We start from the raw sequence: 12822 nt of genomic DNA, 5'->3' as shown, positions 1-12822 counted from the left end.
TAGGGAGTCGCCGACGGACCGCGCATGGCACGTCCGGACCATTTAGCCCCTGATCCTTCCCGTGTAGATGTCCCGCCGGTCGGGGAGCCGCACCACCACCGGGGTGCCGAAGGCGAACAGCTCCGTGACCGAGGTGACCGGCGCCGTCGCCCCGCGATGGGTGAAGGTGAAGCGGTAGCTCACCTTCCGCAGCCGCCCCTCGTCGTCCAGCAGGACATCGAAGGGCACCACATCGGTGGTGAACCCTTTCACCGCCGCCGCCAGCGCCGCCCGCGCGTACGGACCCGCCAGCCGGGCCGCCCGCGCGATGTCCACACTGCCCCGGTAGTGGCGCACCCGTACCCCGCCGAGGTCCTCCGTACCCACCGCGACCAGCTCCCGGACACCGCGCAGCAGCTCGGCGGCGGCGAGCGGGTCGGTGGCGCCCCCGGTGACGAGATTGCCGTCGGCGAGGGTGGCCGTGTCGACCCGTACCCACTTGTCGGCGGGCACACCCGCGCCCCGGTTCTTCATATAGAGGGCGCCGGCGGTCAGCAGCTCGGTGACCGGACGCCGGTCGTCCGCCCCGGCCGGGGTCTGCGGCAGCACCACCGTGAGCTGGCCGGTACGGCGCCGGAAGTCATAGCCGCCGTGGCCCCGGATGGTCACCCGGGTGCCGCCCGCGGCGGTCTCCATCGCGGTACGGGTACGGGCGCTGCCCGCCGCGACCAGGGTGTCGGCGGCGCCCCGGATCTCGGCGAGCGCCCGAGCCCCGGTACCGGCCGTCTCCGCCGGGCGCCCTCGGCCCGCCGTGGTCCCGGTGGGGACACCGCTCCCCGTACCCGGAGCACCCGGGAAGCCGTCATCGTCGCCCGCGCCGGAGCAGCCCCCGGCCCACATCACCGCGAGGGAGACGACGGCGGCGACCGTCACGCTCCCGCGTCCGTGCCGTCGCACCGCCATCGCCTGCCAACCCCCAACACCGGACCACCGCTGCCGCACCGCGCGACCGCCGTCCGCCTCCCCTAACGAGACCCCCGGCCCGCCCGTCACGCGATCCCGGGTGGGCGCCCCCCAGGGGGGTACGGCCCGCTACCGTGGTCCCCGTGCTTGAGCCCCACGGGCCGGACGGTGCTCCGGCAGCGCATATCGCCACGACCACCGAGCGCGGGGCGTTCGCCCTGGCCCGCTGCTCCTGCGGCTGGACGGGCCCGGCCCGCCGCTCGCGCGAACGCGCCCGTACGGACGCCCACGGTCATACGGCCCCGCAGCCGGCCCCACCCGAGATCTGACCGGGACCCGATCGGGCTCGGTTCGCTCCGGTCGCACTGCCGGCCTGCGGTCCGCCCGGTCGGCTCCGTCCGGTCGGCACTGGTCCCTCCGGTCGCCCCGCTTCGCGCCATGGTGACCCGTACGGGGGCGTCCGGATGGCCGGGCGGCGGCAGGAGCGGTGCGCTGGGGGAAACGGCCCGTTCCGACCCGAGGACCCTCACCATGACGCATCGCTCCATAGCTGGCGGCGGCCGGCTCGCCGCCGTCACCGCCACCGCGGCCATCGCACTCGTCCTGCCCCCGACCGCCTCCGCCGCCGCGGCCGCCTCGGACGGCCCCGGCACCCTGCCCATCGCGGCGGCGACCAAACCGGACGGCCCCATCGAAAGCTCCCTGTCGGTCCTGGGCACGGGGGCCGTGGCCGCCGCCGGGACCGCCGTGATCCTCCGCCGCCATCAGCGCCGCAACCGCAACGGGCGCCGCTGAGCCCGCCCGCCCCAGTACGACACAGGGGCCGCGGGCTTCTCGCCCGCGGCCCCTGGCCTCTGCTGCGTCCTACTTCTTCGTTTCCTTCGCGCGCTCCGGCGTCCGGCTCAGGCCGCGAGGCCTCGCCCGCCGCCCTCCTCCGCCCGGGGCTCCGGAATCCCGAGGGACCCCTTCCGCTGTCCGCCCCGGCCCGCCTTGGGGTTCTTCGCCCGTACCAGCCCGCCCACCTTGGAACCGGCGATGGCCGACACCAGCGGCGTCAGCAGCGCCATCGCCAGCGGGGCGAGCAGCAGGGTCACCGCCGTGCCCAGTGCGAACCCGCCGATGACATCGGTCGGGTAGTGGACACCCATATAGATACGGAGGAAGCCCTCCAGGAAGGCGAGGGCCAGCGCGGCGAAGCCGAGCTTGCGGTGGACCAGGAAGATCCCGACGGCCAGCGCCATCGCCATGGTGGAGTGATCGCTGACAAAGGAGAAGTCCGTCTTCCCCTCGACCAGCACCTCCAACTCCTTGGGGTGGTCGACAAAGGGTCTGGGGCGCTCGACGAAGCCCCGGATCGGGATGTTCACCACGACCGCCGCCGCGGCGGCGAGCGGCGCCCACGCCAGACCGGCGACATTGGCGATGGAGTCCTCACGGCTGCCGATGCTCCGCACGGTCCACCAGGCCACGAGCCCGACCAGGCCGAGCCCGAACATGATCCCGTACTCGCCGATGAAGCCCATGATGCTGTCGACCCAGGGCGGAGCGGCCTTGGAGAGGCCGTTGATCTCATAGAGCAGGGTGAGATCGGGGCCCGATCCGCCGCTCGCCTCGGCGAGCGGAAGCCCTGTCCTCGGCTCCGCGAGGGGATCCCCCATTGCGAGTCCAGCCATCTGCTGCGGCCCCTTGCCTTGTTCGCCCTGAAACTGCTCTGTGTCCGTCCGCGCCCCCGCGCCCGGGACACCCCGGTCGCGATCCGCACGCGGGCAGGCGCACCGCCTTCGCCGCTCCCCCATGACGGCCGCATGGCCGGCACGGCTGCTCCGTCCAGGGAACGGCTGATCTCCGCCGGGTGTTCCGCTCTCCACCCAACGCTCACCAGGACGTTACCGAAGAGAGATACGTCGCCGCAGTTCAGGGCCCTGATTCAGCCGGGCCCTGCCGGGACCGTCCAGGTCTTGGGGAGCCTTTCACAGCTCTTTTCGAGCCTTTCCGGCTGTGGCGGCCGGCTCCGTCAGACCCCTGCGGGCCACTTCGGCAGCGCTTTCGCACCCTCCTCGGTGACCCGGGTGGCCCCGAAGTAGTCCGGGGTGTCGATCTTGTCGAAACGGATCACGGCCCCGGTGCGGGGAGCGTTGATCATATATCCGCCGCCGACATAGATGCCGACATGCCGGATCGCACGGGAGTTGGTGAGGTCGTCCGAGAAGAACACCAGATCCCCGGGGAGCAGCTCCTCCCGGGAGGGGTGCGGCCCGGCGTTGTACTGGTCGTTGGCCACCCGGGGCAGCTCGATGTCCACGGTGCGGTACGCGGCCTGGCTCAGCCCGGAACAGTCGAAGCGCCCGTCCTGCTCGGCCGTGCCGGTGCCACCCCACAGATACTCCGTGCCGAGCTGCTGCTGGGCGAAGTTGATCGCACCCGCCGCCTGCCGCGAGGGTTCGACCCGCCCCACCGGCCGGGCGAAGCTCTTCTCCAGGGTGCGGATGATCCGTACGTAGTTCTGGGTCTCCCGGTACGGGGGGACCCCTCCGTACCGGATGACGGCATACGGTCCGGCGTTGTAGGCGGCGAGCATATTGCTCGTCGGGTCACCGGGGGCCTTCTTCACATATCCGGCCAGTGCGCAGTCGTAGGAGGCGGCCGACGGAATCGCGTCCGCCGGGTCCCAGACATCCCGGTCGCCGTCCTTGTCCCCGTCGATGCCGTGCACGGCCCAGGTGCCGGGGATGAACTGCGCGATGCCCTGGGCGGCGGCATGGCTCTGCGCCCGGGCGTTCCAGCCGCTCTCCTGGTAGAGCTGGGCGGCGAGCAGCGCGGGGTTGATCGCCGGGCAGAGATTGCCCCACTTCTGCACCAGGGACTGATAGCGGGCGGGCACGGCCCCCTTGGCCAGGGCCACCGCTCCGTTCCGCCCGTCGGCGGCGCCGCCGAAGATCCCCGCGGCGGCGGAGAAGGTGCCGACGACCAGCAGGGCGACGAATGTCAGGGCCGCCCCCATGGAGACACCCACGACCAGCCAGGCCCTACGCACCGTCAACCACCCTTCGCTCCGGGGGAGTAGCACATCCCGCATCAGTCTAGGCGGGACGGCCGTCGATCAGGAGGATGCCTTCCGGGCCACCCCTCCGAACATCGCGACCTCGTCGGGCAGCTCGCCCGACCCCTCCCCGGGCCGCCAGCGGGAGCAGGAGACGACCCCGGGCTCCAGCAGTTCCAGGCCCTCGAAGTACCGCTCGACCTGGGCGGGGGTGCGCTGGGTCAGCCGGGGTGTGCCATGCGCGTTCCAGAAGGCGACGGCGGCGTCCACATCGGGCATCGACGGGCTGGTGATGGTGTGGGAGAGCACCAGATGGCTGCCGGGGGCCAGCTCGGCCATCAGCCGGCGCACGATGTCATAGGACTCCTTGTCGTCCTCCACGAAGATCACGACACCGAGGAGCATCAGCGCGACCGGGCGGGAGAGGTCCAGGGTGGCCGCGGCGCGCTCCAGGATCGTGTCGGCGTCGCGGAGATCGGCGTCCAGATAGTCGGTACGGCCCTCGCGGGCGCTGGTGAGCAGCGCGCGGGCGTGGGTGAGGACCAGCGGGTCGTTGTCCACGTAGACCACCCGGGCCTCGGGGGCGGTCCGCTGGGCGACCTCATGGGTGTTGTCCGCGCTGGGCAGCCCGGTGCCTATGTCGAGGAACTGGCGCACCCCCGCCTCGGCGACCAGATGGTGCACCGCGCGCCCGAGGAAGAGCCGGTCGGCGAGGGCGTAGTCGCCTATGCCCGGGTGGATGGCCCTGATCTGGTCGCCGGCCTCACGGTCGACGGGGTAGTTGTCCTTGCCGCCGAGCCAGTAGTTCCAGATGCGGGCGGTGTGGGGACGGGTGGTGTCGATCCTGTCCCGTAAGTCGTCGTATCCAGTCACACGACTCACGGTATCCAAGTCCGCACGCTCGGACAGGGGTTGTGGAAAACTCCCGGACCCGTGCACCGGCCGTCACTCCACCCCCGGGACAGAACATCCGCACCCTCCATCAAAACGGACACAGCGCGCCCGAAACGTGAGGAGCGCCCCAAAGGTGGGGCAACGACAGTCATTGCCCGGAGTCACGCAGCGTGATACACAGAGTGACGGTCCGGGCTCCTCGCGGACCGGGCGGGCCGGGCTCCCCGCAGGTCAGGGCGGCCGGTTCGGTCATACGTGCGGAGATCGGGTAAAGAGACCCGCCAAGTCGGCATACGCGGGCGGTTTCATCAGCGAAGATAGAGCGATGCCCCACACAGCGGGCATGGACAGCGAACAACCCGACAGGGGCGGTGAGTTACCTATGTATCTGGCAGCCGAAAAGGGCGAAATCGACACCATCATTGGCGGAATCGCCCCGGATTGGGGGCCTTTCGGCAGTCTGGGCAATGAGGCCCGGGTGATGATCGAGGTCGTCATGGCGGTGGCCATCCTGATCTGCCTGGGCATCGCGATCTGGGGCGCGGCCAAGCAGCGCATCGGCGCCACGGCACTGCGCGACACCTTCAGCGCGGAACAGGGCAAGGGACTCATCGTCGCCGGACTGACGGGTGTGTTCATCATCGGCTCGCTGGGCACGGTCTTCACCATCGTGTACGGCATGGCCGTCTGACCCCCGCTCAGCCACCCGCCCAGGCCCTCCGCTCCCGCCCCGTGTGCCCGGCCCACCCCCAGAGGTTGCGTCTCCCCGATGTCGAGTCACCACACCGCGCCCGCGCGGCGAGCATCGCGGCTACCGTCTTCGTATGACTCCGTGTCATACGGCATGGAACCGCACGGGGCCGGGGGAGAACATCCGTCCCGGCCGAGCGAGGGGAAGTACGCGAGATGAGCCTCGGTGACGAGCACGGCTACCGCGGCCAGTCGGGCGGCCACCCGGACGACGGCTTCGGCGGCACCGGCCAGACCCGCACCCGGCTGCCCGGCACCGCCGACCCCGACGCCCACCCCGCCCGACGCCCACCGCGCAGCTCCCGCTCGATGATCGCCGTCGTGGCCGTCGTCGTGCTGCTCGTCGCCGCCATCGCATTCGTGAACAGGGACGACGACGGCGACACCCCCGCCGCCGGCTCCCCCGACGCGCGCCCCGGCCCCCACGCCACCGCCGCCACCGGCGTCCAGCCCGTCAAGGCCGAGACCGAGGGCATCCCGACCGGCTACGCCCGCGACGAACAGGGGGCGCAGAGCGCCGCCGCCAACTTCACCACCGCCCTCGGCTCCGACCGGATGTACGACCGTGACCAGCGCCGACGGGTCGTCAGCACCCTCTACACACCCGGCGCCGCCGACAAACGGCACGCCGCCCTGGACAAGGTGTACACAGAGGAATTCCTCAGCGGGATCGGTCTGCGGGCCGACGGAACGGCCCCGGACGGAATGACCTTCGTCAGCCGCTTCACCCCCCTCGGCTCCCAGGTCCAGCGGTACAGCGACACCGAGACCACGGTCGCCGTCTGGTACACCGCGCTGTTCGGCATGGCCGGGGAGAACTCCAGGAACCCGGTCACCCAGAGCTGGTACACGTACACCTTTCAACTGAAGTGGACCGCCGGGGACTGGAAGGTCGTCCGGTACACCCAGAAGGACGGCCCCGTACCGGTCGGCCGTGACCAGACCGCATCCGGCGCCAAGGAGATGGCCGATGCAGTGCAGCAGTTCGGCGGGTTCACCTATGCCCGATAACCGACGCCGTGTCCTCTCCGTCACCGCCGCACTCGCCTCCCTCCAGGCGACAGCGGTCATTCTGGCGTCCAGAGCCATGGCGAACCCCACGCCCGCTCCGTCGACCACCACATCCCCCGGGGCGACCCCGACCCCCCGACCCAGCTCCAACGACCGCTGCGAGCTGGTCGAAGGACCCGCCCGGGAGTACTGCGGAAACGGTGAGCCCGGCGGAGCCCGCGGCGGACTCAACCCCACCGACGCCGCCGACCCCCTCGGCGCCCTCGGCCGGGCCTGCACCGACGCCGCGTCCTGGACCGTCGACACCCTCTCCAAGGCCGTGAAGTCCACCGCCACCGTCGACTTCACCAACCCCACCTTCCTCTCCCAGTACGCCGTCGTCTTCGCCGCCACCACCGTCCTCACCCTCGTCCTGTGGCTGCTCGCCGTCGCCAAGCGCGCGATCCGCGGCGTCCCCTTCACCACCGCCGTCTCCGAGGCCATCGGCTTCCTCTGGCTGACGGTGCTGGCCTCCGCCTTCACACCGCTGATCCTCTACACCCTGGTCTCCGCGACCGACGGGATCACCGAGGTCATCACCGGCGGCACCGACGAACAGACGGACAAGTTCTTCGGCAGCTTCTCCGCCGCCCTCAAACAGGGCAACGGGATCGGCGGCGGGCCGATCATGCAGATCGTGGTCTCCCTGGTCACCATCGTCGCCGCCGGTGTCCTCTACCTCGAACTCTTCATCCGCGCGATCGTGCTCTACGTCGGCGCCCTCCTCGGCGTCGTCGTCTACTCCGGGCTCGTCGACAAGAACATGTGGGGCAATGTCCGCCGCTGGGCCGGCATCATGATCGCGATCATCCTGGTCAAACCGGTCATCGCCATCGTCCTCGGCCTCGCGGGCGCCCTCACCGACTCCGCCGACAACGACGCCATCTCCTCCATCGTCTCCGGCCTCGCCATCATCATCCTGGCGATCGTCGCCTCCGCGATGATCTACCGCTTCGTCCCCGGCTTCGGCGACGAGATCGTCGCCTCCCGCAGCAACCGCATCCAGGGCGGCGTCGAGAACCGCGCCGCCGCCGTGATGAGCTCCCCCGCCGCCCTGGTCTCCCAGGGCATCAAGACCCACAGCTCCCGCGGCGGCGACGGCTCGGGCGGCGGAGGCGGCGGCACCGCCCCCCGCCCGGCCAACCCCGTCAGCGGCGGAGTCGCCGCCCACAGCAGCCGCCCCGGCGACACAGGAGGCGGAGGAGGCGGAGGACTCCCCTCCGGCGGGCTCCCCGGCGGAGCCGCCGCGCCCCCGCCCCGCGCGCCCCGCCCGACCACGAACACCCCGCACACCAACCGCAACAGCACAGGAGGAGGAGGGCGTTGACGCAGTCCCACGCCATCACGCCCCGCCGGACCTATCTCATCGGCCGGGCCCGGCCGAACGCGGTCATCGGCAAGAACCGCGAGACCGGCGAGATCGCCCTGATCGTCGTCGGCGCGTTCCTCGGCATGATGAGCGGACTGCTCGTCCCCATGCTCACCCTGCGGATCGTGGCCCTGGTCGGCTTCCCGATGCTTGCCCTCGCCGCCGTGTACGTGCCGTACAAGCACCGCACCTTCTACAAGTGGTTCGAGATCAACCGCAGCTTCAAGCGCACCGTCCGCACCAACGCCGTCTACCGCTCCGGCGCCACCGAGGCCGGCACCCACCTCGACGGCCGTGAGGTCGAGATCGGCCCGCCTCCCGGCATCGGCCGCATCAGCTGGCTCTCCGCCCCCTTCGGCCCCGACGAGATCGCCGTCCTCCTCCACGCCGACCGCCGCACCGTCACCGCCGCCATCGAGATCGAGGGCCCCGGCGTCGGCCTCCGCGACAGCGAGGACCAAGAGGCCCTCGTGGACCGCTTCGGCACCCTCCTCAAGCATGTGGCCAACGGCGACGGCTTCGTCACCCGGCTCCAGATGCTCGCCCGCACCCTCCCCGCCGACCCCGACGCCCACGCCAAGGACGTCGCCCAGCGCGGCGACGCCCACTCCCCCGAGTGGCTCCGCGACTCCTACGACCAGCTCCAGTCGATGGTCTCCACCTCCAGCGAGCAGCACCGCGCCTATCTCGTCGCCTGTATGCACTACACCCGTGAACTGGCCGCCGAGGCCCAGGCCATGGCCCGCGCCGCCCGCGCCTCCACCACCGGCGGCCGGTTCCGCAGGCTCGACAAGGACGCCGGACTCGCCGTCGTCATGGCCCGCGAGCTGACCGACATCTGCGCCCGGCTCGCCGAGGCCGACATCCGGGTGCGCCAGCCGCTCGGCCAGAGCCGGCTCGCCTCCCTCGTGCACTCCATGTACGACCCGGACCACCCCATCGACCACATCCAGGCCATGACCAAGCGCAACGCCTGGCCCGCCGAGCTGGACGCCATGGAGCCCACCTACCTCCAGGCCAAGACCCGCGAGTCCTCCACCCGCGCCCCCTGGTGCCACGCCACCGCCTGGGTCAAGGAGTGGCCGATGACCCCCGTCGGCGTCAACTTCCTCGCCCCCCTCCTCGTCCACACCCCCGATGTCATCCGTACCGTCGCCGTCACCATGGACCTCGAACCCACCGAGGTCGCCATCGAGCGGATGCTCACCGAGAAGACCAACGACGCCGCCGACGCCAGCCGCGCCGCCAAGATGAACCGCACCGTCGACCCCCGCGACGTCGCCGCCCACGGCCGGCTCGACCAGCGGGGTGAAGATCTCGCCAGCGGTGCCGCGGGGGTCAACCTCGTCGGGTACATCACGGTGTCGTCGCGTTCACCCGAGGCCCTGGCCCGGGACAAGCGGACGATCCGGGCCTCGGCCGGGAAGTCGTATCTCAAGCTGGAGTGGTGCGACCGCGAGCACCACCGGGCCTTTGTGAACACCTTGCCGTTCGCGACCGGCATCCGCCGTTAGGGGCCTTGATCCTCATGCGTGATCCGCTGTCCGCCGCCACCGAGGCCTTCACCTCCTTCGTCTTCGGCAAGGTGGAGACGGGCCGGCTGCCCGTACGCACCTCCACCGGACAGGCCCAGGCCGTCTATCTGCCCACCGCCGCCCCCGGCCTCGGCGACTCCGGAGTGATCATCGGGCGTGAGGTCTACAGCGGCAAGGGGTACATCTACGACCCCTTCCAGCTGTACGGTCAGCAGCTGCCGGCCCCCCACTGGCTCGTCCTCGGCGAGTCCGGAAACGGCAAATCGGCGCTGGAGAAGACCTATGTCCTGCGCCAGCTGCGGTTCCGCGACCGCCAGGTCGTCGTCCTCGACGCCCAGGGCGAGGACGGCGTCGGCGAATGGAACCTGATCGCGCAACAGCTGGGGATAACCCCCATCCGCCTGGACCCCATGACCGCCCTCGACGGCGGCATCCGGCTCAACCCCCTCGACCCGTCGATCACCTCCACCGGCCAGCTGGCGCTGCTGCGCACCATCATCGAGGTGGCGATGGGCCACGGCCTGGACGAACGCGCCGGCTTCGCCCTCAAGGTCGCCCACGCCTATGTCAACGAGACCATCACCAACCGCCAGCCCGTCCTCACCGACATCGTGGAACAGCTCCGCCACCCCGAGGCCGAGTCCGCGGAGGCCATGAATGTCGACATAGACGATGTACGGGCCTGGGGTCTCGATGTCGCCCTGGTCCTCGACCGCCTGGTCGACGGCGATCTGCGCGGCATGTTCGACGGCCCCACCAGCGTCGGCATCGACCTCGACGCCCCCCTGATCGTCTTCGACCTCTCCCATATCGACCGCAACTCGATCGCCATGCCGATCCTGATGGCGATCGTCGGCGTCTGGCTGGAGCACACCTGGATCAGGCCCGACCGGAAGAAGCGCATCTTCCTGGTCGAAGAGGCCTGGCACATCATCAACTCCCCCTTCGTCGCCCAGCTCTTCCAGCGGCTGCTGAAGTTCGGCCGCCGGCTCGGCCTCTCCTTCGTGGCCGTCGTCCACCATCTCTCCGATGTGGTCGACGGCGCCGCCGCCAAGGAGGCCGCCGCCATCCTCAAGATGGCGTCCACCCGGACCATCTACGCCCAGAAGGCCGACGAGGCCCGCGCCACCGGCCAGGTCCTGGGCCTCCCCCGCTGGGCCGTCGAGATCATCCCCACCCTGACCCCCGGCATCGCCGTCTGGGACGTCAACGGCAATGTGCAGGTGGTCAAGCATCTGATCACCGAGGCGGAACGGCCCCTGGTCTTCACCGACCGCGCCATGACCGAGTCCTCCGTACCCGCCGGACCGACCCTCTCCGAGGAGCTACAGGCCGCCGAGTGGGAGGCCGAGCAACGCGCCGCCCTGATCGAGCGCCACCAGTACGGATCCCCCGACCCGTCCCCGTCCTCCGAGTCCACGGTGGCCTGAGATGCGCGACCAGCGGCACCCCCGGCACCCCCGCCCCGGCCAGGACGGGACCGGGGGCGTCCCGGACGGACTGCTGCTGGGCGTTCTCGTACTCGGCGTCTGCTCCCTGCTGGTCACCTGGACGGCCACCGGGCTCGCCGCACTCCTCAGCCATGGCTCCTGGCCGGACGGTGTCACCTTCCTCGACGCCCCTCCCGCGCTCCGCTCACTGATCACCGAGCCCCAGGATCTGGCCGCCGCCTGGCCCTCGGCCCCCGAGGGAGCACTCTCCGGGTACGGGCTGTTCTGGGGCCTCGCCATCGGCGAGCTGATGCTTCTGGGGGTCCTCGCCATCTTCGTGCTGGGCACCCTGGCCCGCTGGAAGGCGGTACGGGCCAACCGCCACCCGGCCCCCGTGCCCCGCCAGGAGTACGACCCCGGCGACCGCGGGTACGAGCCACCGCCCGGCCGGCCGGTCCCGCCGCTGGTCAAGGAGGCTCCCCGGCAGCCGTACCCCGGCCCGCGGACACCTCCCCCGGCGCCGCCCCGGCAGCGACCGGAGCCGGAGCCCGCACCACCGGTCCCGTACCCGACGGCCGGGACCCCGGGCCCCCTCGTACCACCGGTACCACCGTCGCCGCCCGCCCCGCCGCACTCTCCCCACCGGGTGGTGTACGGGCCCGGCGGCATCCGCCGGGCCGCGGCCGTGGCGGCCCTGCTGGACGCGGCCGGACCGGCGCTCGTCATCACCTCCGACCCGTCCGTCTGGGCCGAGACCAAGGACGCCCGGGCCAAGCTCGGCCCCGTCCTCGTCTATGACCCGGGCCACCTCTGCGACACCCCCCACCGTCTCCACTGGTCCCCCACGGCGGGCTGCGAGAACGCCGACACCGCCGCGGTACGGGCCGCCGCCCTGCTCGCCCCCGTCCGCCCGCGCGCCCTGCTGGACGCGGCGATGGCCGACAACGCCGAGACCCTGCTGCGCTGCTGGCTGCATGCCGCCGCGCTCGACGGCCGCCCCTTCAAGCAGGTCCACCGCTGGGCCCAGGGCGGCGGCGCCCAGGACGCCGTCCGTGTGCTGCGGACGAACCCCAAGGCCGCGAGCGGACTCGCCGGGCTTCTGGAGGCCGCGCTGACCGCGCATCCCGAACGCCGTGAGGTCGCCCAGCAGTTGGTGGCCAGGGCGTTCGCCGCGCTGTCGTCGGTCCATATCCGTCAGGCATGCACCCATAACCGAACTGATGCGCTCACATTGGATTCTTTTGCGGACGAGGGGGGAACTCTTTACCTGGTGGGCGAGTCCATCGAGGACCCCCGGTCCCACCCAGGAGCGATGCCACTGCTCACGGCACTGGCAGCAGACGTGGTCGAGCACGGCCGCCGCATGGCCGCACGGTCATCCGCCGGCCGGCTCGACCCACCAATGAGCCTCGTCCTGGAGGACATCGCGGCGGTCGCCCCGCTCCCCCGTCTCCCCGAGCTGCTGGCCTCGGGCCATGACCACGGACTGCCGACCCTCGCCCTGCTCCGCTCGCCCGAGCAGGCCCGCGCCCGCTGGGCGGAGCCCCTGCCCCGCTGAGAGCCCGAGAGCCCGAGAACCTGCGGCACGCAGGCTGCGACCTCTGCGGCCGGCGCCCTGGTTCGGGTCAGGCCCCTCCCCCGGTCGGGTCGAGGTCGGTTCGGTGCGTTCGTCAAAAGGTCTGGAACGCAAAATAGCCCCGGCCCCGACACCCATCAAAGGGTATCGGGGCCGGGGCCCAAAATTTGTTCGGCGGCGTCCTACTCTCCCACAGGGTCCCCCCTGCAGTACCATCGGCGCTGAAAGGCTTAGCT

General features: G+C 71.3%; 12 protein-coding genes and 1 rRNA gene. 8 read left to right on the top strand and 5 right to left on the bottom strand.

Translation table 11 applies throughout. The annotated features are described in order from the left end of the window. Window positions 1–42 precede the first annotated feature (42 nt). Window positions 43–942, bottom strand: a complete 900-nt coding sequence (locus tag ABT354_RS34720) for an SCO4651 family lipoprotein (RefSeq protein ID WP_351501344.1) — start codon at window positions 940–942, stop codon at window positions 43–45. 143 nt (window positions 943–1085) lie between these two features. On the opposite strand from ABT354_RS34720, the gene ABT354_RS34715 reads away from it, so the two are divergent. Further along, window positions 1086–1271, top strand: coding sequence for a hypothetical protein (locus ABT354_RS34715; protein WP_351501342.1), 186 nt, complete (start codon window positions 1086–1088; stop codon window positions 1269–1271). A 202-nt stretch (window positions 1272–1473) separates the two neighbouring features. Beyond that, entirely contained in the window at window positions 1474–1737 is a 264-nt protein-coding gene (locus ABT354_RS34710) for a hypothetical protein (protein WP_351501340.1), read from the top strand. 107 nt (window positions 1738–1844) lie between these two features. On the opposite strand, the gene ABT354_RS34705 is transcribed toward ABT354_RS34710, so the two are convergent. The 3 genes from ABT354_RS34705 to ABT354_RS34695 form a co-directional block, all read right to left on the bottom strand. Further along, window positions 1845–2600 (bottom strand): phosphatase PAP2 family protein, encoded by a 756-nt coding sequence (locus ABT354_RS34705; protein WP_351501430.1) that lies wholly within the window; start codon window positions 2598–2600, stop codon window positions 1845–1847. Window positions 2601–2956: 356 nt separating this feature from the next. Next, window positions 2957–3943 carry a C40 family peptidase gene (locus ABT354_RS34700; RefSeq protein WP_502983559.1) on the bottom strand — a complete coding sequence of 329 codons (987 nt, stop codon included), beginning with the start codon at window positions 3941–3943 and terminating at the stop codon, window positions 2957–2959. Between the two features lie 99 nt (window positions 3944–4042). Then, the gene (locus ABT354_RS34695; RefSeq protein WP_351501336.1) at window positions 4043–4864 is read right to left on the bottom strand and encodes an SAM-dependent methyltransferase; all 822 of its coding nucleotides are present in this window, start codon (window positions 4862–4864) and stop codon (window positions 4043–4045) included. 394 nt (window positions 4865–5258) lie between these two features. Between ABT354_RS34695 and ABT354_RS34690 the strand changes: the two genes are divergently transcribed. From ABT354_RS34690 to ABT354_RS34665, 6 genes are all read left to right on the top strand, one after another. After that, window positions 5259–5567 carry a DUF8827 family protein gene (locus ABT354_RS34690; protein WP_351501428.1) on the top strand — a complete coding sequence of 103 codons (309 nt, stop codon included), beginning with the start codon at window positions 5259–5261 and terminating at the stop codon, window positions 5565–5567. A gap of 215 nt (window positions 5568–5782) precedes the next feature. After that, on the top strand, window positions 5783–6637 hold the full coding sequence (locus ABT354_RS34685) for a DUF8175 domain-containg protein (protein ID WP_351501334.1): 855 nt from the start codon (window positions 5783–5785) through the stop codon (window positions 6635–6637). Further along, window positions 6627–8003, top strand: a complete 1377-nt coding sequence (locus ABT354_RS34680) for a hypothetical protein (protein WP_351501332.1) — start codon at window positions 6627–6629, stop codon at window positions 8001–8003. The genes ABT354_RS34685 and ABT354_RS34680 overlap by 11 nt, the downstream gene beginning before the upstream one ends. Continuing rightward, the gene (locus ABT354_RS34675) at window positions 8000–9559 is read left to right on the top strand and encodes an SCO6880 family protein (protein WP_351501330.1); all 1560 of its coding nucleotides are present in this window, start codon (window positions 8000–8002) and stop codon (window positions 9557–9559) included. The genes ABT354_RS34680 and ABT354_RS34675 overlap by 4 nt, the downstream gene beginning before the upstream one ends. A gap of 14 nt (window positions 9560–9573) precedes the next feature. Continuing rightward, window positions 9574–11010: an ATP-binding protein gene (locus tag ABT354_RS34670; protein WP_351501328.1), complete on the top strand. Its 1437-nt coding sequence runs from the start codon at window positions 9574–9576 to the stop codon at window positions 11008–11010. Between the two features lies 1 nt (window position 11011). Next, entirely contained in the window at window positions 11012–12568 is a 1557-nt protein-coding gene (locus tag ABT354_RS34665; RefSeq protein WP_351501325.1) for a type VI secretion protein, read from the top strand. A 187-nt stretch (window positions 12569–12755) separates the two neighbouring features. Here the strand turns inward: ABT354_RS34665 and rrf are convergent. Then, window positions 12756–12822, bottom strand: a 5S ribosomal RNA gene (gene rrf, locus ABT354_RS38150); the annotation flags it as partial.

This window comes from Streptomyces sp. NPDC000594, assembly GCF_040299965.1.
GTDB lineage: Bacteria > Actinomycetota > Actinomycetes > Streptomycetales > Streptomycetaceae > Streptomyces.
The sequence above is the reverse complement of the archived record's forward strand: the minus strand, read 5'-3'. Positions and strand labels throughout refer to the sequence as shown.